Origin of the sequence: Streptomyces sp. R-74717, from assembly GCF_047305335.1 — a bacterium.
Taxonomy (GTDB): Bacteria; Actinomycetota; Actinomycetes; order Streptomycetales; family Streptomycetaceae; genus Streptomyces; species Streptomyces atratus.
Window position 1 is genome coordinate 7,260,780 of the sequence record NZ_CP102361.1, and the last position, 21,086, is coordinate 7,281,865.

The 21,086-nt window shown below is 67.5% G+C and carries 15 protein-coding genes and 1 tRNA gene; 6 read left to right on the forward strand and 10 right to left on the reverse strand.

Annotated elements, in window-relative coordinates; genetic code table 11:
* Positions 1–5 precede the first annotated feature (5 nt).
* Positions 6–1,403 (forward strand): pyridoxal phosphate-dependent decarboxylase family protein, encoded by a 1,398-nt coding sequence (locus NRF20_RS33260; RefSeq protein ID WP_398629740.1) that lies wholly within the window; start codon positions 6–8, stop codon positions 1,401–1,403.
* Positions 1,400–2,818: a lysine N(6)-hydroxylase/L-ornithine N(5)-oxygenase family protein gene (locus tag NRF20_RS33265; protein ID WP_413753815.1), complete on the forward strand. Its 1,419-nt coding sequence runs from the start codon at positions 1,400–1,402 to the stop codon at positions 2,816–2,818. Before NRF20_RS33260 ends, NRF20_RS33265 begins: the two co-directional genes overlap by 4 nt.
* A 94-nt stretch (positions 2,819–2,912) precedes the next feature.
* Here the strand turns inward: NRF20_RS33265 and NRF20_RS33270 are convergent, their stop codons facing one another.
* A complete protein-coding gene (locus NRF20_RS33270; RefSeq protein ID WP_413753816.1) occupies positions 2,913–4,724 on the reverse strand; it encodes a bifunctional metallophosphatase/5'-nucleotidase in 1,812 nt (603 codons plus the stop codon).
* 167 nt (positions 4,725–4,891) lie between these two features.
* Between NRF20_RS33270 and NRF20_RS33275 the strand changes: the two genes are divergently transcribed.
* Positions 4,892–5,596 (forward strand): SIMPL domain-containing protein, encoded by a 705-nt coding sequence (locus NRF20_RS33275; protein WP_413753817.1) that lies wholly within the window; start codon positions 4,892–4,894, stop codon positions 5,594–5,596.
* 125 nt (positions 5,597–5,721) lie between these two features.
* A complete protein-coding gene (gene pyk / locus NRF20_RS33280; RefSeq protein WP_413753818.1) occupies positions 5,722–7,155 on the forward strand; it encodes a pyruvate kinase in 1,434 nt (477 codons plus the stop codon).
* An 8-nt stretch (positions 7,156–7,163) separates the two neighbouring features.
* Here the strand turns inward: pyk and NRF20_RS33285 are convergent, their stop codons facing one another.
* Both NRF20_RS33285 and NRF20_RS33290 read right to left on the reverse strand, forming a co-directional pair.
* Complete coding sequence (locus NRF20_RS33285) at positions 7,164–7,940, reverse strand: transcriptional regulator (protein WP_413753819.1); 777 nt, start codon at positions 7,938–7,940, stop codon at positions 7,164–7,166.
* A 109-nt stretch (positions 7,941–8,049) separates the two neighbouring features.
* Positions 8,050–8,124 (reverse strand) — tRNA-Leu (locus tag NRF20_RS33290).
* Between the two features lie 101 nt (positions 8,125–8,225).
* On the opposite strand from NRF20_RS33290, the gene NRF20_RS33295 reads away from it, so the two are divergent.
* Complete coding sequence (locus tag NRF20_RS33295; RefSeq protein ID WP_405688715.1) at positions 8,226–8,888, forward strand: ANTAR domain-containing response regulator; 663 nt, start codon at positions 8,226–8,228, stop codon at positions 8,886–8,888.
* A 74-nt stretch (positions 8,889–8,962) separates the two neighbouring features.
* Here NRF20_RS33295 and NRF20_RS33300 read toward each other — a convergent pair whose 3' ends face one another.
* The 7 genes from NRF20_RS33300 to NRF20_RS33330 form a co-directional block, all read right to left on the reverse strand.
* Complete coding sequence (locus tag NRF20_RS33300) at positions 8,963–9,679, reverse strand: ABC transporter ATP-binding protein (RefSeq protein ID WP_398629548.1); 717 nt, start codon at positions 9,677–9,679, stop codon at positions 8,963–8,965.
* Positions 9,676–10,593, reverse strand: a complete 918-nt coding sequence (locus tag NRF20_RS33305; RefSeq protein WP_398629739.1) for an ABC transporter ATP-binding protein — start codon at positions 10,591–10,593, stop codon at positions 9,676–9,678. Before NRF20_RS33305 ends, NRF20_RS33300 begins: the two co-directional genes overlap by 4 nt.
* A gap of 5 nt (positions 10,594–10,598) precedes the next feature.
* Positions 10,599–12,395 carry a branched-chain amino acid ABC transporter permease gene (locus NRF20_RS33310; RefSeq protein WP_413753820.1) on the reverse strand — a complete coding sequence of 599 codons (1,797 nt, stop codon included), beginning with the start codon at positions 12,393–12,395 and terminating at the stop codon, positions 10,599–10,601.
* A gap of 5 nt (positions 12,396–12,400) precedes the next feature.
* A complete protein-coding gene (locus tag NRF20_RS33315; protein ID WP_383979180.1) occupies positions 12,401–13,330 on the reverse strand; it encodes a branched-chain amino acid ABC transporter permease in 930 nt (309 codons plus the stop codon).
* A 104-nt stretch (positions 13,331–13,434) separates the two neighbouring features.
* Complete coding sequence (locus NRF20_RS33320) at positions 13,435–14,643, reverse strand: branched-chain amino acid ABC transporter substrate-binding protein (RefSeq protein ID WP_398629738.1); 1,209 nt, start codon at positions 14,641–14,643, stop codon at positions 13,435–13,437.
* Between the two features lie 668 nt (positions 14,644–15,311).
* On the reverse strand, positions 15,312–15,782 hold the full coding sequence (locus NRF20_RS33325) for a PaaI family thioesterase (protein WP_266362159.1): 471 nt from the start codon (positions 15,780–15,782) through the stop codon (positions 15,312–15,314).
* Positions 15,783–15,882: 100 nt separating this feature from the next.
* Positions 15,883–18,174: an FdhF/YdeP family oxidoreductase gene (locus NRF20_RS33330; protein WP_398629545.1), complete on the reverse strand. Its 2,292-nt coding sequence runs from the start codon at positions 18,172–18,174 to the stop codon at positions 15,883–15,885.
* A gap of 158 nt (positions 18,175–18,332) precedes the next feature.
* Here NRF20_RS33330 and polA point away from each other — a divergent pair, with 158 nt between their 5' ends.
* Positions 18,333–21,044, forward strand: a complete 2,712-nt coding sequence (polA, locus tag NRF20_RS33335) for a DNA polymerase I (RefSeq protein ID WP_413753821.1) — start codon at positions 18,333–18,335, stop codon at positions 21,042–21,044.
* Positions 21,045–21,086 lie beyond the last annotated feature (42 nt).

A 21,086-nucleotide genomic window follows, 5' to 3' on the forward strand; every position in this document is an offset into this window, starting at 1 on the left:
CCACCATGCCCACCCCGCCCCTCGCCGGCTCGACCACCGGCCCCACCGACCTTCGCCCCCTCATCGACACCGTCCTCACCGCACTGCACGACGGCGCCCACCGCCGCGACGGCCCCCTCCCCGCAGGCGGACCCGACGCCGTCACCCCCCGGATGCGCACCGCCACCCACCCCGTCATCCCCGACCACGGCACCGGCCCCCACGACGCACTGCGCACCCTCGTCAGCGCCCTCGCCGAAGGCGCCGCAGACCCCGCCGACCCACTCTGCGCAGCCCACCTCCACACCCCGCCCCTCGCCCTCGCCGCCGCCGCAGACCTCGCCGCCAGCGCCCTCAACCCCTCCATGGACTCCTGGGACCAGGCCCCCGCAGCCTCCGCCCTCGAAGCCGACATCACCGCCGCACTCGCCACCGAGATCTACCCCCACCAGCCCTCACCCGACGCACTCATCACCACCGGCGGCACCGAAGCCAACCAACTCGCCCTGCTCCTCGCCCGCGAACGCAACGGCCCCGTACAGACCATCTGCGCCACAAACGCCCACCACAGCATCACCCGCGCCGCCTGGCTCCTCGGCCTCCCCGCACCCGTCGTCATCCCCGCCCCCACAGGCGTCATAGACCTCGCCGCACTCGACGAAGCCCTCACCGAACTCCACCGCCCCCTGCTCGTCACCGCCACCGCAGGCACCACCGACACCGGCCAGATCGACCCGCTCGCCGACATCGCCGACCTCTGCACCACCCACGGCGCCGAACTCCACATCGACGCCGCCTACGGCGGACCCCTCCTCTTCAGCCCCACCCACCGAGGCAAGGTCCACGGCCTCGACCGCGCCCACAGCGTCACCCTCGACCTGCACAAACTCGGCTGGCAACCCGCACCCGCAGGCATCCTCGCCACCCCCGACCGCACCCACCTCGACGCACTCCACCACCGCGCCCCCTACCTCAGCGCCGACGACGACACCGAAGCCGGCCTCCCCGACCTCCTCGGCCGCTCCCTGCGCACCACCCGCCGCCCCGACGCCCTCAAGATCGCCGTCACCCTCAAGGCCCTCGGCCGCACCGGACTCGCCGACCTCATCGACCACACCATCGCCGCCGCCCACCACCTCGCCGACCTCATCGCCAAAACCCCCACCCTCGACCTCTACGACCGCCCCACCATCAGCACCGTCCTCTTCCGCCCCACCGACGCCGACGACAACACCGTCGCCACCATCCGCCGCACCCTCCTCACCCGAGGCCACGCCGTACTCGGCCGCGCCCACACAGACAACCGCCTCTGGCTCAAAGCCACCCTCCTCAACCCCCACACCACCCCCGACGACCTCCACACACTCCTCGACCTCGTCAACCACCTCGCCCACGACCTCACAGAAGGCAGCACCCCCCGATGACCGACCTGCCCACCCCCGAGACCGACCAGCCACACGACCTCGTCGGCATCGGCATCGGCCCCTTCAACCTCTCCCTCGCCGCCCTCGCCCACGGCATCCCCGGCAACCCCCACCCCCTCGCCGCCGCCTTCTACGAACAGCGCCCCGCCTTCCACTGGCACCCCGGCCTCCTCATCGACGGAGCCAGCCTCCAAGTCCCCTTCCTCGCCGACCTCGTCACCCTCGCCGACCCCGCAAGCCCCTGGACCTTCCTCAACTACCTGCGCAGCCGCGACCGGCTCTTCCCCTTCTACTTCGCCGAGCGCTTCCACATCCAGCGCGCCGAATACGACGCCTACTGCCGCTGGGTCACCGACCAACTCCCCGGCCTCCACTTCAGCCACCAGGTCGACGCCATCCGCTGGAACAACGAACGAAGCCTCTTCGAAGTCGACTTCACCCAACTCGACACCGACGGCGAAGCCGAAGCACTCGGCCGCGCACACACCCGCCACATCGCCCTCGGAATCGGCACCGAGCCCCACATCCCCGACCCACTCAAACCCCTCACCGAAGCCGAATCACTCCCCGTCATCCACTCCGCCGACTACCTCCACCACCGAAAAACACTCCTCGACGCCGAACACATCACCGTCATCGGATCAGGACAGTCCGGCGCCGAAATCTTCCTCGACCTCCTGCGCGCCCGCCCCGCAGGCCGAGAAAAGCTCCACTGGCTCGCCCGCACCCAGGCCTTCGCACCCATGGAGTACTCCAAACTCGGCCTGGAACACTTCACCCCCGACTACAGCCGCTACTTCCACGCCCTGCCCGAATCCGTACGCGACGAACTCGTCCCCCACCAATGGCAACTCCACAAAGGCATCGACACCGACACCATCGCCGCCATCCACGACGAGCTCTACCGCCGCACCCTCCACGGCGGCTGGCCCGACGCCACCCTCACCCCCGGAGTCTCCGTACGCACCGCAGGACGCGTCGCCAACACCCGCATCGAACTCCACCTCGAACACACCCAACAGAACACCCGCTCCCGCCTCACCACCGACGCCGTCGTCCTCGCCACCGGCTACCGCGAACGCCCCCTCGACCGCATCCTCACCGGCCTCGACCCCTACATGCGCCGCGACACCTCCGCACGCCCCCGCATCGACGACCGGTTCCGCCTCGTCCTCGACCCCACCGTCACCGGCAACGTCTACGTACAGAACGCCGAACGCCACACCCACGGCGTCGGCGCCCCCGACCTCGGACTCGCCGCCTGGCGCAGCGCCACCATCCTCAACAACCTCACCGGCACCAACGCCTACCCCCTCCCGGAACGCACCGCCTTCACCACCTTCGGCCTCACCCCCCACACCCCAACCATCCCCACCCAGAACCCCGACCGCATCCCCCTCGCTCAAAGCAACTGAAACCCGCCCCCACACACAGACAGCAGGCGGCCGCCCACTCCGGAAAGAGAAGACGGCCGCCGACCCACACCAGTACACCCCCAGGGGCGACCGCCTAGAACACCGGCGTACCGTCCCGCGTCAGACGCCAGTCCACCGAAGCGAACTGCGCACCGTCCACCGAACCCTTCGCCTGCACCCAGGCAATGATCGTGTTACGGATCTCCTCCGAGTTCGCCCACAACTGCTTGGCACCCGGCACATGCGGGAAATTGCCGCCACCGCTCGCCCGGTAGTTGTTCACCGCCAGCACGAACCGCGCCGCCGGATCGATCGGCTTGCCCTCGAACGACAGATTCACGATCCGCGAACCACTCGGCTTCGCAATGTCGATCTCATACGTCAGACCCGACACCGAGTCATAGTTGTAGTCCGGAGTATTGTCCGCATTCGTCAGCTTCGCCGTGTCCACCGGAGCGCCGGCCGCCGTCTGCACGTAGTACCGGGCAGAGAACTCCAGATAATCCCTGATCTGCGCACCGGTCAGCAGCCGCGCCTCAAGGGTGTTCTCGAACGGGTACAGACCCGCCGCATCCTTGATCGTCACATTCCCCGCCGGGATCTGCGCCGTACGCGAGAAACAGGACGCCTGAGAGAGAACGGGAAGCGCCGCGTACTCACCACCCGCCAGCGCCGCCTTCACCGTCTCCGCCTGGACAACATTGATCAGATCGATGATCGGCTCGTCCTTCCAGGCCGCCTCCGCCGTCGTCATCGCCGCCGTGGACGTACCGATGACCTGATTGACGTACGCCACGACCTTCTCGTGCTCGTCCATGAGCAGCTTCGTGATCTCCGGGTCCTCGGCCACGGTGTTGGAGTTCAACACCCGCGAACCCGCCCTCTCCACCACCCAGCGGCCCTTCTCCCACACCAGATCGAAGTCGAACAGCGTCAACCGCTGACCCCACTTCAATGGCTCGGACAGCACCACCTTCTTGCCGGTCTGCTTGTTCTCCACGAAATACTCGGGGATCTCCAGATGCGCATGCCCGACCAGGATCGCGTCGATACCCGGAACCTGCTCAGCCACCAGACCCGCCGCGTTCTCGACATACGGGACCTGATCACCCCACGACGACGTACCACTGTGGCCCGAGTGCGCCGAGACGATCACGACATCCGCACCCATGGAACGCAGCCGCGGCACGAACTTCGCCGCCTGCTCCTCCAGACCGGGAAACACCATCTTCCCGCTGACATTCGCCTTGTCCCAGATGGCGATACCCGGGTTGGTCAGACCCAGGATCGCGACCTTCACATCCGGACCGTGCGGAGTACGCATCCTCTTGATCACGTACGGGGCGAACGCCGGCCGCAACGTCTTCGCATCCAGCGCGTTCGCACCCAGCAGCGGGAAGTCGCACTGCTCCTCGAACTTCCGCAGCACCGGGATACCGTAGTTGAACTCGTGATTGCCGAGCGCCGCAGCGTCATAGCCGATCGCATTCATCGCCTGCGCCATCGGGTGCACCGGACCGCGCTTCGCAGTGATCGGATCGACCTTGGCGTAGTAGTACGACAACTGGGTGCCCTGGATCGTGTCACCCGCATCGATCATCAGGGTGTTGTGACGGCCCTTCTCCCGGCGCACCTGGTCCACCAGCGTGGAGATCTTCGCCAGACCGACATCGTTGTGGGCCTTGTCGTCGAACTCCTTGTCGGTGAAGTAGTCCCAGTTGAAGACGTTCCCGTGCAGATCGGTGGTGCCCATCACGGTGAACGAGTACCGCTTCGGCGGACGCCCGTGGCCGTGCCCATGGCCATGACCGTGGGCCGCGGCGGGAACGGCGGAACCACCCACGATCGCCACACCGGCACCGGCGGCCGCCGATGTGCCCAGGAACGTCCTACGGTTCAACGGCATTTCGTCTCCCACATCTCAGTTCTCGTACAGCTCAGTACTCGTACAGCTCAGTTCTCGCAGTGCACAACGCGCGTAGATAATGACCCAGGAGCCACACCCGGCAACACCCCTGGCGGGTTTCGATCTGATGACCACCCGCTGTCGTACCCGGATGCGAGAGTGGACCCATGACCGAAACCCCACCGCCCTACGGCACCCCCGACCACCCCCGCGTCGCCGTCCGAGGCGAAGCCCGCCTCGAAGTCGACCCCGAGACCGCCCACATCGGCATCACCGTCAGCGCCCGCGGAAAAGACCGCCGGGCCGCCCTCGAAGACCTCACCCGACGCAACAACCACGTCCTCGAACTCGCACGGTCCTACGGACAAGCGGTCGAAAAACTCGAAACCGGCGCATTCTCCATCACTCCCGAACTCACCCAACGCGGCCGCGACGAAAAAATCCGCGCCTACCACGGCCGCGTCCATGTCACCGCCGTCCTCAACGACTTCACCGCACTGGGTGAATTCACCACCCGCGTCGCCGACCTCGACATGACCCGCGTCAACGGCCCCTGGTGGGCCCTGCGCCCCGACTCACCCGCCCACGCGAACGCCCGCCGCCAAGCCGTACGCGAAGCCGTCCAACGCGCCCGCGAATACGCCGACGCCCTCGGCGCCCACCTCACCGCCCTGGTCGAACTCGCCGACCTCGGCGCGGAGAACGCCGCCCCGGCCATAGCCATGCCCGCCGCACCCGGCGGCATCCGGAGCCGCGCGGCATACGGCGGGGCAGCCGCCGAACCCGCCCCGGCCCTCGACCTCGAACCGCAACGCCAGACGGTCTACGCCCAGGTGAACGCCCGCTTCACCATGTCACCGCCAAAACTGTAAAGAGAATGCTCATCCGAGCACCCCGCCGCACAATTCAACACTTGTCAACAACCCTTCACCCAAAGGTTGTTGGGTCGTCATGCAGGGCCAAATATCTACCCGTAGGTAAGGTCTAGGCTCAAACCATGCGCCGAGCAAAAATCGTCTGTACCCTGGGCCCCGCCACCGACACATATGACCAGATCAAGGCATTGGTCGAAGCGGGAATGGACATCGCCCGCCTCAACCTCAGCCACGGCACCTACGCCGAACACGAAGAGCGATACCACCACGTACGCAAGGCCTCCGACGAGAGCGGACACAGCGTCGGGATCCTCGCCGACCTTCAAGGCCCGAAGATCCGCCTCGGACGCTTCCGCGAAGGCCCCGTACTCCTCGAACGCGGCGACAGCTTCACCATCACCGTCGAACCCATGGAAGGCGACCGCCACACCTGCGGCACCACCTACGACGGCCTCGCCACCGACGTCACCACCGGCGAACGCATCCTCGTCGACGACGGCCGCGTCACCCTCGAAGTCACCGAGGTCGACGGCCCCCGCGTCCACACCACCGTCATCGAGGGCGGCATGGTCTCCGACCACAAGGGCCTCAACCTCCCCGGCGTCGCCGTCTCCGTCCCCGCACTCTCCGAGAAGGACATCGAAGACCTCCGCTGGGCCCTGCGCACCGGCGCCGACATCATCGCCCTCTCCTTCGTACGCAGCGGACGCGACATCGAGGAAGTCCACCGCATCATGGACGAGGAGGGCCGCCGCCTCCCCGTCATCGCCAAGGTGGAGAAGCCCCAGGCCGTCGAGAACATCGACGGCATCGTCGCCGCCTTCGACGGCATCATGGTCGCCCGCGGCGACCTCGGTGTCGAAATGCCCCTGGAACAGGTGCCGATCGTCCAGAAGCGCGCGATCAAACTCGCCAAGCGCAACGCCAAGCCGGTCATCGTCGCCACCCAGATGCTCGACTCGATGATCGACAACTCCCGCCCCACCCGCGCCGAAGCCTCCGACGTCGCCAACGCGGTCATCGACGGCACGGACGCGGTGATGCTCTCCGGCGAGACCAGCGTGGGCAAGTACCCCATCGAGACGGTCCGCACGATGTCCCGCATCGTCGAAGCCGCCGAGGAGGACATCCTCGCCAAGGGCCTCTCGCCCCTGACCGACCGCAACAAGCCCCGCACCCAGGGCGGCGCGGTGGCCCGCGCGGCGGCCGAGATGGGCGACTTTCTGGGCGCCAAGTTCCTGGTCGCCTTCACCCAGAGCGGCGACACGGTCAGGCGCCTCTCCCGCTACCGCTCACCCATCCCGCTCCTGGCCTTCACCCCGGACCCGGCCACCCGCTCCCAGCTGAACCTGACCTGGGGCGTCGAGACCTTCCTCGGCCCGCACGTGGAATCGACGGACGCGATGGTGGCTCAGGTCGACGAGGAACTGCTGAAGATCGGCCGCTGCGAGAAGGGCGACATCGTGGTCATCACGGCCGGCTCCCCGCCGGGAGTCCCGGGCTCGACGAACCTGGTCCGGGTGCACCACATCGGCGAGGACGACAGCCCCAAGTAGGCCGGTCGTCAGTACTTCGGCCCGACGTGGGCGTCCATGAGCGCGACGGACGCCCGTCGGGCGACGGAGATGTTGTACCCCGTGCCTGCACGGGTGCAGTGGGCCCACTCGACTCCGACAACGGTGAGCGTGTCGCTGAACAGCTTGCGGATGTCGTCCGACTTGTTGGTGAAGAAGTACCGGGGGTACTCGTAGCGCTTCCGTTCGCCACCGATGAGCTTCGTGGTCCAGTTGATGATGCGGCACCCGTCGGAGTGGATGAGGCCGCGGATGAACTCCCATGGGTGGGCATCCACGATCCTCTGCTGCCAGGGTTCGAGAGCGATCTGGCGGTCGTGTTTCTTGCCGGGACCGTGCTGGGGGAAGAGGCAGGGCCAGTGCTTGCTGTGGCACGTCACGTTCTGGCAGCCCTGACGCTGAACCCGCGACACCTTGTTTCCGGGACGCACGATCTGCATGGCTTCGGCGCAGGCGTCGATGAGGCCGGGCCAGGCATCGGCGCAGGCGATACGGAGGAAGTACACTCCCCTTCTGCCGGAGCTGATGCAGCCGTCGCCGAGATAGAGGCCCAGTAAGTAGGCGTAAGCAGCGGGGTCTTCAGGATCGCTCGGCATGTCGCCGCACCTCGGGCAGTCCGCAGCACCGTTCCAGCCGAGGGGTTCTATTCGTGTCTGCCACGAACGGATGGCGGCGCGTGAAATGCCAGTCTGCTTGCTTACGGAGTTCTGGCTGAAGCCTTGGGCGATGAGTGCCAGAGCGCGCTTCCGCGTATCAAGGTCATACACACGGCTGAGCCTGTCCTGGTCTCGACGACCCACAGGTGGAATAGGCCAGCATTCACACGTTCATGTGAAGTTCTACAATTCCTTGGCGGCCTTGGAATCGAAGGAAAAGTGCCCCGAGTCGGACTCGAACCGACACTGGATGGGTTTTGAATCCATTGTCTCTAACCAATTGGACTACCGGGGCTCGCTGAATCGAAGGTTTCTCTCGACCCGCTGAGCGTCCACCTTACCGCAGCTAGGTAGGCTCTTGGCAGCAGTACCCCTGTCTTGAACAAGGAGCCCCCAGTGACCGCCCCCGAGTCGCCCCAGCCCGCAGCCGACGACGACAAGTCGCACGTTCCGCCGCTGACGACCCGCGTCGTCATCGCCGAGGACGAGGCGCTCATCCGTCTCGACCTCAAAGAGATGCTGGAGGAAGAGGGCTACGCGGTCGTCGGTGAGGCAGGGGACGGTCAGAAGGCTGTCGAGCTCGCCCGGGAGCACCGGCCGGACCTGGTCATCCTCGATGTGAAGATGCCGATTCTCGACGGGATCTCCGCCGCGGAGAAGATCGCCGAGGAGTCCATCGCGCCGGTCCTGATGCTCACCGCGTTCTCGCAGCGCGATCTCGTCGAGCGGGCGCGGGACGCCGGGGCGATGGCGTATCTGGTGAAGCCGTTCAGCAAGAGCGACGTGGTGCCGGCCATCGAGATGGCGGTGTCGCGGTTCGCGGAGCTGAAGGCGCTGGAGGGCGAGGTCGCCGATCTCGCGCAGCGGCTGGAGACGCGGAAGCTGGTGGATCGGGCGAAGAGCATTCTGCAGACGGATTACGGGCTGTCGGAGCCTGCCGCGTTCCGCTGGATCCAGAAGACGTCGATGGACCGTCGGCTGTCGATGCAGCAGCTTGCCGAGGCGTTGATCGAGGATGCCGAGGAGAAGAAGAGGGCGGCGAAGGACGGGGACCAGTAGGCGCGCGTACGTGAGAGAGGCCCGCACCCCGGATCGATCGGGGTGCGGGCCTTACTCGTACGGTCGGGCGGGGTTCAGTCCTCGCCGAGGTAGGCCTTGCGGACGGACTCGTCGTGGAGGAGGTCCGCGCCGGTGCCGGAGAGGACGATCTTGCCGACCTCCATGACGTGGCCGTGGTCGGCGAGGGAGAGTGCGGCCTGGGCGTTCTGCTCGACGAGCAGGATGGTGGTGCCCTGTGCCTTGAGTTCGACGATGGTCTCCATGATCTTCTGCATCATGATCGGGGAGAGGCCCATGGAGGGTTCGTCGAGCATCAGGAGCTTGGGCTGGCACATCAGGGCGCGGCCCATGGCGAGCATCTGCTGTTCGCCGCCCGAGAGGGTTCCGGCGGCCTGTTTGCGGCGTTCCCCGAGGATGGGGAAGAGGTCGTAGGCGCGCTGGATGTCCTTTTCGATGCCTGCCTTGTCGTTGCGGAGGTAGGCGCCGAGTTGGAGGTTCTCGGTGATTGTCAGCCGGGGGAAGATGTGGCGTCCCTCGGGGGAGTGGGCGAGGCCGAGGGAGACGATCTTGTGGGCCGGGATGTCGTTGAGCGGTTTGCCGTCGAAGAGGATGTTGCCGCCGACGGGCTTGAGGAGCCCGGAGAGGGTGCGCAGGGTGGTGGTCTTGCCCGCACCGTTGGTGCCGATGAGGGTGACGACCTGGCCGGCTTCGACGGTGAAGGAGATGCCCTTGACGGCTTCGATCTTGCCGTAGGCGACGCGGAGGTCCTCGACCTCTAGCAGTGCGGTCATCGGGTGTCCTCCTCCTCGGTGCTGGTGGTGTCGGTGGCGTCGGCGGTGCCGGTGCCGGTGCTGTCGGCTGTCTTGGTGGTGCCTGCTTCGGCGGCTTCGACCTCGGCGACTTCTTCGGCGCCGGGGGCGCCTTCGAAGGGGGTGCCGAGGTAGGCGGCGACGACGCGTTCGTCGCTCTGGACGACGTCGGAGGTGCCTTCGACGAGTTTCTCGCCCTGGACGAGGACGGCGACGCGGTCGCAGAGGTTGAAGATGAACCGCATGTCGTGCTCGATGACGAGGACGGCGATGCCCTGGTCGCGGATGGCGAAGATGAGTTCTTCGGTGACGCGGGTTTCCTGCGGGTTCATGCCGGCGGTGGGCTCGTCGAGGAGCAGGAGTCCGGGGTCGCTGGCCAGTGCGCGGGCGATTTCCAGCTTGCGCTGGTCTCCGTAGGGGAGGTTGCGCGCGAGGTGGTCGGCCTTGTCCTGGAGGCCGATGAACTCCAGGAGTTCCATGGCTCGTTCGCGGCTGGCGTGTTCGGCCTTGGTGAAGCCGGGGAGCCGCAGGAGGGCGGACCAGAGGCCTTCCTTGGTCCTGGTGTGGCGTCCGACGAGGACGTTCTCCAGGACGGTCATGTTGGCGAAGAGCCGGATGTTCTGGAAGGTGCGGGCGATGCCTGCCTGGGTGACGAGGTGGGGCTTGGGCGGCAGGACGGTGCCTTTGTAGCTGACCTTGCCCTCGGTGGGGACGTAGAGGCCGGTGAGGCAGTTGAAGAAGGTGGTCTTGCCGGCGCCGTTGGGGCCGATGAGGCCGACGATCTCGCCCGCGTTGACGGTGAGGTCGACGTTGCGTACGGCGGTGAGGCCGCCGAAGCGCATGGTGACGCCGCTCGCGTCGAGGACGGTGGTGGCGGTCTTCGTGGTGGTGGTCATGGTGGTCACGCCCCCGCCTTGGCGATGCCGGCGTCGGTCTCTGCGGACTGCCGTGGCTCCGGTACGTCGAGCTGGTCGCTCTCGTGGAATTCGAGCTGCTTCCTGCGGTCGGCGACCAGGCCTTCGGGGCGCAGGCGCATCAGGAGGATGAGTGCGACGCCGAAGAGGAAGAGCTGGTAGTCCTGCATGAACTGGAGCTTGGCCGGGATGAGGTAGAGCAGTGCGGCGCCGACGAGGGGTCCGCTGAGGGTTCCCATGCCGCCGAGGATGACGGCGGCGAGGAGGAATGCGGAGTTGGGTGGTACGGAGCCGGCGAACTGGTATTGCTCGGGTGTCACGGTGTAGTTGACGTGTGCCTGGACGGTTCCGGCGAGGCCGGCGAGGGTGGCGCCGAGGGCGAAGGCCAGCAGCTTGAGGCGGAAGGCGTTGATGCCCATGGCGGTGGCTGCGGTCTCGTCCTCGCGGATGGCGACCCAGGCGCGGCCGATGCGGGATTCTCCGGAGCGGCGGAAGACGAGGACGACTACGGCGGTGAAGACGAGCATCAGCAGGTAGTAGTTGGCGGACCTGCCGAGGGTGAAGCCGAGGATGTCGTGCTTGAGTCCGAAGTCGAATCCGAAGAAGTTGAGGTCGGGGATGCTGGGGATGCCCTGGGAGCCGTTGGTGAGGTCGGGTCCGCTGTTGCCGTTGAGGTTGTTCACGGTGAGGCGGAAGATTTCACCGAAGCCGAGGGTGACGATGGCCAGGTAGTCGCCGCGTAGTCGCAGGGTCGGGGCGCCGATGAGGACGCCGAAGACGAGCGAGGCGCCGGCGCCGGTGAGGACGGCGGCCCAGAAGGGGAATTCGACGCCGATGGCCGACATGGTGGAGCCGGAGACCAGGGCTGCGGCGTAGGCGCCGACGCCGAGGAAGGCGACGTATCCGAGGTCGAGGAGGCCGGCGAGGCCGACGACGACGTTGAGGCCGAGTGCCACGGTGCCGAAGATGAGGATGTTGGCGCCGATGAGCGCGTATTCCTCTTTCTGCTGTGTGAACGGGAAGCAGACGGCTGCGACGAGGGCGGCGGCGAGGGTGATGTTGCGGTGCTTCGTGGTCAGCGCGGTGAGGCGGGAGACGAGTCCGGCCCGGTGGAGTGCGGTGAAGGCGAAGCCGACGGTGATGAGGAAGCCGATGAAGAGTTCGGTGTAGTCGGTGTCGATGCCGTAGGCGAAGACCTGGAGGCCGATGCCGAACGACACGACGATGATGAGGATCTCGGCCCAGTCGGGGAGCGCTTTGGCGCGGCGGGCCGACGGGGCGCCGAGGCTGTTGCGGAAGCGCTGCCAGGCGCCGGCCGCTGTGGTGCTGGGGTGTGGCTGGTCGCCGGGGAGTCCGAGTGCGGCGACGGCGGCGATGAGTGCGCCGATGCCGCTGACCCAGGCGCCGGGTTCCAGGTTGACGACGCCGCCGAGGTCGTACGCGATGGCGCCGATGGTGTAGCCGGTGGTGCCGAAGGTGCCGAGCGCCAGGAGGCGGACGGGGCTGTTGGTGCCGCCGGGGGTGAGCCAGCCGAGGCCTCGGATGCCGTATCCGGACAGCGCGAAGAGCAGGGTGAGTGCGGCGCTGATGAGGGTGAGGACCTGGAGGCCGCCGGGGTAGCCGGTGACGGTGAGGTCGCCGGGGAATTCGCTGGTCCAGGTCCAGGCGAGGAAGGTGCCGGCGAGTGCGACGGCGGCGCCTGTGAGGGTGCCGATGCGGGCCGCGGCTGTGGGGATTGCGAGGAAGGGGGCGGCCCCGGGTGCGGTGGTGTGGTTGGTGGTCATCCGTATCACGCCCGATCCGCGACGCGTTCGCCGAGCAGGCCCTGGGGGCGGAGCAGCAGGACGATGATGAGGAGGACGAAGGCCCATACGTCCTTCCAGGCGCCGCCGCCGAAGAGTTCCATGCCGGGGACGTTGCTCATGTAGCCGGTGGCGAGGGATTCGGCGATGCCGAGTACGACGCCGCCGAGCATGGCGCCGTAGATGTTGCCGATGCCGCCGAGTACGGCTGCGGTGAAGGCCTTGAGGCCCATGATGAAGCCCATTTTGAAGCCGATCTGGCCGTTTTTGAGCCCGTAGGCGACGGCGGCGACGGCGGCGAACGCGGCACCGATGGCGAAGGCCATGACGATGATGCGGTCGGTGTTGATGCCCATGAGTTTTGCGGTGTCGGGGTCCTGGCTGGTGGCCTGCATGCCGCGGCCGGAGCGGGTCTTGGAGACGAAGAGCCCGAGGGCGAGCATGCAGATGGGTGCCGTGATGAGGACGAAGAGGTCACCGCGCTGGATGTGGGCGCCGAAGATGTCGATCGCTTCGCCCTTGAACTGGGGGAAGGAGCGGTCCTTCTTGGCGTCGGGGTACCACTTCCAGATGGCCTGCTGGAGTGCGAGGGAGAGTCCGATCGCGGTGATCAGCGGGGCCAGTCGGGGGGCGTTGCGCAGGGGCCGGTAGGCGAAGCGTTCGGCGGCTGTGCTGACGGCGACGGAGCATATGACGCCGCCGATGATCATGAGTGGGATGATTGCGAGGAGGGAGACGCCGGCCGGCATCCAGAGGTACACGGTGAGAGCTCCGAAGCCTCCGATCATGAAGATCTCGCCGTGGGCGAAGTTGATGAGCTGGATGATTCCGTAGACCATCGTGTAGCCGATCGCGATGAGACCGTACATCGCGCCGAGGATGAGTCCATTGGCCAGCTGTTGCGGCAGTTCGTTCACCGCAGGGCCTCCGTGGAGTGGTTCGGATATGGCACCGCGCGGGGGCGCTGGTAGCGCTCCCGCGCGGTCTGGTGTCAGTCAGTGCGTGTCCGGGAGGGCACGGGTCAGGGCTTGTAGACCTCGCTGAGCTTGGAGGTCCACTTGCCGCCGTCGACCTGGTAGGCGGTCATCATGGTGTTGGTGGTGTCGCCGTATTCGTCGAAGGAGACGGGGCCGGTGACGCCGTCGAACTTGACCTTGCTCATGGCGTCGAGGACCTTGACGCGGGCGTCGTCGGGGAGCTTGCCGTTGTTCTCGGCGACGGCGAGCTTGACGGCCTCGATGATTGCCCAGGTGGCGTCGTAGGTGCCGCCGCCGTATGCCTCGTAGGCGTCCTTGTATCCGGCCGTCTTGTAGTCCGCGATGAACTTCTTGGCGGAGTCGAGTTCCTCGACGGGCTTGCCGACGGAGGTGGCGATGTCGCCCTGGGCCTTCTTGTTGAGCTTGATGAAGTCGGCGCTGTACATGCCGTCGCCGCCCATGAGGGGGATCTGGACGCTGTCCTTGAGCTGCTGGCTCAGGGGTGCGCCGGCGGGGTACTCGCCGCCGTAGTAGACGGCCTTGGCGCCGGACTTCTTGACCTTGGTGACGACGGCGTTGAAGTCGCGGTCGTCAGGGTTGACGTGGTCGGAGCCGACGATCTTGCCGCCGAGGGTGGTGAAGGTCGCCTTGAAGGAGGCGGCGAGACCGGCGCCGTACGGCTTCTGGTCGTCGATGAGGTAGACCTGCTTGATCTTCGCGTCGTTGAAGAGGTACTTCGCCGCGAAGGCGCCCTGGATCTGGTCCGTGGTGGCGGTGCGGAAGTAGGTCTTGTAGGGGCGCTTCTTGTCGCCGGTCTTCCAGTTCTCGCCCTGGGTGAGTTCGGTGCCCGTGTTGGCGGGGGAGACCTGGGTGAGGCTGGCGTCGTTGAGCGGCTTCTGCATCGACTGGGAGACGCCGGAGTTCAGCGGGCCGACGACGCCGACGACGGTTTCGTCGTCGATGAACTTCTGGGCGTTCTGCTGGCCGACGGAGGGCTGTGCCTGGTCGTCGAGCGGCTTGACCTCGAACTTGATGCCAGGGACGGTCTTGTCCTTGTTCGCCGTCTTGACGGCGAGGTCCGCGGAGTTCTTGATGCCGAGGCCGAGGGCGGACAGGTCGCCGGTGATGGGCGCGTCGACGCCGATGACGACGGTCTGGGTGTCGCCGCTGCTGCTCTTCTTGCTGTCGTCGCGCGACCCGCAGGCGGTGAGTGTCAGTGCTCCTGTGGTGAGCACTGTGGTGAGGATGAGCAAAGAACGGTGTCGCACGATAGGTCCTTTCCCTGGCGCGGCCTCCTCTGCTTGAGGTGCCGTGTCGTTCGCCGGGCCGTACTGGTTGGTACAGGGCCGTGCTGCAGACGCGCCCGGCGGCGCGGTGACTGGCGGTGACTCTAGGCGCAGGTGTGGGGGTCCGGGATGGGTCCGCCGCAGGATGTGACTGTCTTGTTATGCCCTTGAGCAAGGCTTGAGGTGGCTGTGCGGACATGTACGGCTTTTTACCGGTCGGTGAAATGACCGCATCGTGAGAACGTGCAGCTCTGCTAAGGGGCTTGAGCGATCTTGCTGCTGTCGCGTGTCGAGGGGCGAAGAGGGCGTCATGAGGGCACGGTGAGCCGCCCGGCGTCCGTGGGGCCGGGTTCGGAGTGCTGCGCGGAGACGTTGCGCATTGCGCACTTGTTACGCAGTGTTACATCTGGGTCGATGTGGTCGACGCGGTGTTGTGTGCGTGGGGTGTGTGTCGGGTGTGGCCGGGGTGCTGAGTTGGCCATGCAACCAGTCGTACGGTCAAGGGTGTTGGCCGAATCGGTTGCTCAACAACGCCTTGTGCATGGGTGGTTGTGGGCAGGAATGGCACTGCCCGGCCGGAATGCGGTCCGGCCGGGCAGTGGTGTCGGGGGTGTCGCGCGGTGTGTTTCGGTCGGTCAGGCGGCGCTGGCCTGCGGTGCGTCGCGGAGCATGCAGGTGAGGCGGGCGGTGCAGACCCGCTTGTCGTGCTCGTCGGTGATGACGATCTCGTACGTGGCGGTGGAGCGGCCGCGGTGTACGGGGGTGGCGACGCCGGTGACGAGTCCGCTCCGTACCCCTCGGTGATGGGTGCAGTTCAGGTCGACACCGACGGCGAGCTTGGTGGTGCCGCCGTGGAGCATGGAGCCGACCGAGCCGAGGGTCTCGGCGAGGACGGCGGAGGCGCCGCCGTGGAGCAGTCCGTACGGCTGGGTGTTGCCCTCGACGGGCATGGTGCCGACGACGCGGTCCGCGGAGGCTTCGACGATGGTGACGCCCATCCGCTCGCCGAGGTGGCCGGCGGAGAAGAGTGCGGGCAGATCGACGCCGAGTGCGGCGTACTCGTCGATGATCTCCTGGGGGAACTTGGGTGCGGTGTGCTCGCCCATGGGGTCCGGCTCCGATCGTCTGCGTGGTTCATAGCTTTATTGCTGTGTGCATCGTTCTTATCAGACGACTGAGCGAACGCTTAGTGGGTTGTGGTACGGATTACCTCTGGGCGGTCCGCCCCTGGACGTTCTCGAAGCGCACGACGACGGACTTGCTGGCGGGGGTGTTGCTGGTGTCGGCGGTGGAGCCGAGGGGGACCAGCACATTGGTCTCCGGGTAGTAGGCGGCGGCGCAGCCCCGGGCGGTCGGGTAGTGCACGATGCGGAAGCCGGGGGCGCGGCGCTCCACGCCGTCCTTCCATTCGCTGACGAGGTCGGTGTACGCGCCGTCGGCCAGGCCGAGGGTGCGGGCGTCGTCGGGGTTGACCAGGACGATGCGGCGGCCGCCCTTGATGCCGCGGTAGCGGTCGTCGAGGCCGTAGATCGTGGTGTTGTACTGGTCGTGCGAGCGCAGGGTCTGCAGCAGCAGCCTGCCTTCGGGGAGTTCGGGGTACTCGACGGGTGCGGCGGTGAAGTTGGCCCTGCCGGTCGCGGTGGGGAAGCGGCGCTCGTCGCGCGGGGCGTGCGGGAGGGTGAAACCGCCGGGGTGTGCGATGCGGGCGTTGAAGTTCTCGAAGCCGGGGACGACGCGGGAGATGCGGTCGCGGATCGTCGCGTAGTCCTTCTCGAACTCCTCCCAGGGGGTGGCTGATCCGGGGCCGAGGACGGCGCGGGCGAGGCGGGCGACGATGGCGGGCTCGGACAGCAGATGCGGGCTCGCCGGGGTGAGGTTGCCGCGCGAGGCGTGGACCATGCTCATGGAGTCCTCGACCGTGACGAACTGCTTGCCGCTCGCCTGGACGTCCTTGTCGGTACGGCCCAGCGTCGGCAGGATCAGTGCGTGGGTGCCGGTCACGGCGTGCGAGCGGTTGAGCTTGGTGGAGACATGGACGGTGAGGCGGGCGCGGCGCATCGCGGCCTCGGTGACCTCCGTGTCGGGGGTGGCCGCGACGAAGTTGCCGCCCATGGCGAAGAAGACCTTGGCATCGCCGTCGCGCAGGGCCTGGATGGAGCGGACGACGTCGTAGCCGTGGTGGCGCGGTGAGGTGATCGAGAATTCCTTGTCGAGCGCGTCGAGGAATTCGGGTGCGGGCCGTTCGAAGATGCCCATGGTGCGGTCGCCCTGGACGTTGGAGTGGCCGCGGACGGGACAGACTCCGGCGCCCGGGCGGCCGATGTTGCCGCGCAGCAGAAGGAAGTTGACGACTTCGCGGATGGTCGGCACGGAGTGCTTGTGCTGGGTGAGGCCCATGGCCCAGCACACGATGGTGCGCTTCGAGGCGAGGGCCATCGCGAGGGCCTCTTCGATGTCGCTGCGGTCGAGGCCGGTGGCGACGAGGGTCTGTTCCCAGTCGGCTTCGCGGGCCGCGGCCACGAACTCCTCGTAACCATGGGTGTGGTCCCGTACGAAGGCTTCGTCGACGGCGCCCTCGGTCTCCAGGATCATCTTGTTGAGGAGCCGGAAGAGGGCCTGGTCGCCGCCGATACGGATCTGCAGGAAGAGCTCGTTGAGCGCGGCGCCCTTGATCATGCCGAGCGGGGTCTGCGGGTTCTTGAACCGCTTCAGTCCGGCCTCGGGCAGCGGATTCACCGAAATGATCTTCGCGCCCGCGGACTTGGCCTTCTCCAGGGCGGAGAGCATCCGGGGATGGTTCGTGCCGGGATTCTGCCCGGCGACGATGATCAGGTCCGCCTGGTGGAGGTCCTCCAGCGAGACGCTGCCCTTGCCGATGCCGATGGTCTCCGTCAGCGCCGAGCCGGAGGACTCGTGGCACATGTTGGAGCAGTCGGGGAGGTTGTTCGTGCCGAACTCGCGGGCGAACAGCTGGAGCAGGAACGCCGCCTCGTTGCTGGTGCGCCCCGAGGTGTAGAAGAGGGCCTCGTCGGGCGAGGCGAGCGCGCCCAGTTCCTCGGCGATGATGCCGAAGGCCCGCTCCCAGGTCACCGCCTCGTACCGCTCGGCGCCCTCGGGGAGGTACATCGGCTGGGTGATCCGCCCCTGCTGGCCCAGCCAGTACCCGCTGCGCGAGGCGAGATCGGCGACCGGGTGCGCGGCGAAGAAGTCGGGGGTGACACGGCGCAGCGTCGCCTCCTCGGCGACGGCCTTGGCGCCGTTCTCGCAGAACTCCGCCGTGTGCCGCCTGTCGCCCTCGGGCCAGGCGCAGCCGGGGCAGTCGAAGCCGTTCTTCTGGTTGACCTTGAGGAGGGTCTGCGCGGTGCGCCGCACGCCCATCTGCTGCTGGGCGATGAGCAGGCTGTGCGCGACGGCCGGCAGTCCGGCGGCGGCGTGCTGCGCCGGCTCTACCCGCGGCGCATCCTGGACCGGGTCACCTGTGGGCGGCTTCGTGGCCATTTCGTGCTCCCCTTTGAGCAACTGCGAACCTGCGCGGTGCGCTGTACGCAGTGATGCGGTACGTGTTCCTGCCGCGATCCTGTCACGGGGCACCGACAGAGCGTCCGGCGAGTCATGTGCGGTCGGGATTGTCAGTGGTCCGTGGCAGGATCGGGGGCGTGGCTGAGACGGCATCGAAGAAGACGGCAGACAACCGACCGCGCCTGCTCCTGATGGACGGGCACTCCCTGGCGTACCGGGCGTTCTTTGCGCTGCCTGCGGAGAATTTCACGACAGGGTCGGGGCAGCCGACGAACGCGGTGTACGGCTTCGCGTCGATGCTGGCGAACACGCTGCGTGACGAGGCGCCTACGCATTTCGCGGTGGCGTTCGACGTCTCCCGCAAGACGTGGCGCTCGGAGGAGTTCCCCGAGTACAAGGCGAACCGCTCGAAGACCCCGGACGAGTTCAGGGGCCAGGTCGAGCTGATCGGCGAGCTGCTCGACGCGATGCACGCCGACCGTTTCGCGGTCGACGGCTTCGAGGCGGACGACGTCATCGCCACGCTGGCCACGCAGGCCGAGGCGGCCGGCTTCGAGGTGCTGATCGTCACCGGTGACCGGGATTCGTTCCAGCTGATCACGGACAACGTCACCGTGCTGTACCCGACGAAGGGCGTCTCGGAGCTGACGCGCTTCACCCCGGCCAAGGTCGAGGAGAAGTACGGGCTCACGCCGCAGCAGTACCCGGACTTCGCGGCGCTGCGCGGTGACCCGTCGGACAACCTTCCGGGCATCCCCGGGGTGGGTGAGAAGACCGCCGCGAAGTGGATCAACCAGTTCGGTTCGTTCGATGAGCTGGTGGCGCGCGCCGAGGAGGTCAAGGGCAAGGCCGGGCAGAATTTCCGGGACCACCTGGACGCGGTGCGGCTCAACCGCAGGCTGACCGAGATGGTCCGCGACGTGGAGCTGCCGAAGACCCCGCAGGACCTGGAGCGCGCACCGTACGACCGCACCGCGGTGACGGGCGTGCTGGACGTCCTGGAGATCCGTAACCCGAGCCTGCGCGAGCGGCTGCTGGCCGTCGACCCGGGCGCGGCCGAGGACGAGACTTCGGCGCCCGCCGCGGGCATTGAACTGGACGGCGCGGTGCTGGGCGCGGGCGAGCTGGCGCCCTGGCTCGCCGAGCACGGCGGACAGCCGCTCGGCGTCGCCACCGTCGACACCTGGGCGGTGGGCAGTGGCACGGTCACCGAGATCGCGCTCGCCGCGGCCGACGGGGCGGCGGCCTGGTTCGACCCCGCAGAGCTCGACGAGGGCGACGAGCAGGCGTTCGCCGCGTGGATCGCCGACGCGCGGCGGCCGAAGGTCATGCACAACGCGAAGAGCGCCATGCGGGTCTTCCCCGAGCACGGCTGGCAGGTCGACGGCGTCACGATGGACACCGCGCTGGCCGCCTATCTGGTCAAGCCCGGTCGCCGCTCCTTCGCGCTGGACGCGCTGGCGGTGGAGTATCTGGGCCGGGAGCTGGCCCCCGCGGCGGCGTCCGACGGCCAGCTGGCCTTCGGCGCGGACGACCGGGCCGAGGCCGACGCCCTGATGACGCAGGCCCGCGCGGTCCTGGATCTGGGCGATGCGTTCACCGCCCGGCTGGCAGAGGTCGGCGCGACCGATTTGCTGCACGGCATGGAGCTGCCGACGTCCGCTCTGCTGGCCCGCCTGGAGCGGCACGGCATCGCCGCCGACCGGGCCCATCTGGAAGGCATGGAGCAGCAGTTCGCCGGTGCGGTGCAGCAGGCGGTGAAGGAGGCGCACGCCGCGGTCGGCCGCGAGTTCAACCTCGGTTCGCCCAAGCAGCTCCAGGAAGTCCTCTTCGGCGAGCTGGGCCTGCCGAAGACGAAGAAGACGAAGACCGGGTACACGACGGACGCCGACGCCCTGGCCTGGCTCGCCGCACAGACCGAGCACGAGCTGCCGGTCATCATGCTGCGCCACCGCGAGCAGGCGAAGCTGCGGGTCACCGTCGAGGGCCTGATCAAGACGATCGCGGCGGACGGCCGTATCCACACCACGTTCAACCAGACGGTGGCGGCGACCGGCCGGCTCTCCTCCACCGACCCCAACCTGCAGAACATCCCGGTCCGTACGGACGAGGGCCGGGCCATCCGCCGGGGCTTCGTCGTCGGCGAGGGCTTCGAAACGCTGATGACGGCCGACTACAGCCAGATCGAACTGCGCGTGATGGCCCACCTCTCCGAGGACGCGGGCCTGATCGAGGCGTTCACCTCCGGCGAGGACCTGCACACGACGGTCGCCTCGCAGGTCTTCGGCGTCGACAAGTCGGCCGTCGACCCCGAGATGCGCCGCAAGATCAAGGCCATGAGTTACGGACTCGCGTACGGGCTCTCCGCGTTCGGCCTCTCCCAGCAGCTGAACATCGAGGCGGGTGAGGCGCGCGGTCTGATGGACACCTACTTCGAGCGGTTCGGCGGAGTGCGTGACTATCTGCACCGTGTGGTGGAGGAGGCCAGGGCCACCGGCTACACGGAGACGGTCTTCGGCCGTCGCCGCTACCTCCCCGACCTCAACAGCGACAACCGTCAGCGCCGCGAGATGGCCGAGCGCATGGCGCTCAACGCACCGATTCAGGGCACGGCCGCGGACATCGTCAAGGTCGCCATGCTCCAGGTCGACCGGGCGCTGACCGAGGCGAAGCTGAAGTCGCGGATGCTGCTCCAGGTCCACGACGAAATCGTCCTGGAGATCGCTGAGGGCGAGCGGGCACAGGTGGAGGAGATCCTCCGCCACGAGATGTCCACGGCCGTGCAGTTGCGCGCCCCGCTGGATGTATCGGTGGGTGTCGGTACGGACTGGGAGTCCGCAGCGCACTGACGCGGCGGCGCCGGACGGGCCCCGGGGTTTGTTCGGACACCC

Bases quoted from the DNA above. Each gene is read 5' to 3' on its own strand.
- NRF20_RS33260 (WP_398629740.1), top strand. From the start codon at position 6: ATGCCCACCCCGCCCCTCGCCGGCTCGACCACCGGCCCCACCGACCTT.
- NRF20_RS33265 (WP_413753815.1), top strand. From the start codon at position 1,400: ATGACCGACCTGCCCACCCCCGAGACCGACCAGCCACACGACCTCGTC.
- NRF20_RS33270 (WP_413753816.1), bottom strand. From the start codon at position 4,724: ATGCCGTTGAACCGTAGGACGTTCCTGGGCACATCGGCGGCCGCCGGT.
- NRF20_RS33275 (WP_413753817.1), top strand. From the start codon at position 4,892: ATGACCGAAACCCCACCGCCCTACGGCACCCCCGACCACCCCCGCGTC.
- pyk (WP_413753818.1), top strand. From the start codon at position 5,722: ATGCGCCGAGCAAAAATCGTCTGTACCCTGGGCCCCGCCACCGACACA.
- NRF20_RS33300 (WP_398629548.1), bottom strand. From the start codon at position 9,679: ATGACCGCACTGCTAGAGGTCGAGGACCTCCGCGTCGCCTACGGCAAG.
- NRF20_RS33305 (WP_398629739.1), bottom strand. From the start codon at position 10,593: ATGACCACCACCACGAAGACCGCCACCACCGTCCTCGACGCGAGCGGC.
- NRF20_RS33310 (WP_413753820.1), bottom strand. From the start codon at position 12,395: ATGACCACCAACCACACCACCGCACCCGGGGCCGCCCCCTTCCTCGCA.
- NRF20_RS33325 (WP_266362159.1), bottom strand. From the start codon at position 15,782: ATGGGCGAGCACACCGCACCCAAGTTCCCCCAGGAGATCATCGACGAG.
- NRF20_RS33330 (WP_398629545.1), bottom strand. From the start codon at position 18,174: ATGGCCACGAAGCCGCCCACAGGTGACCCGGTCCAGGATGCGCCGCGG.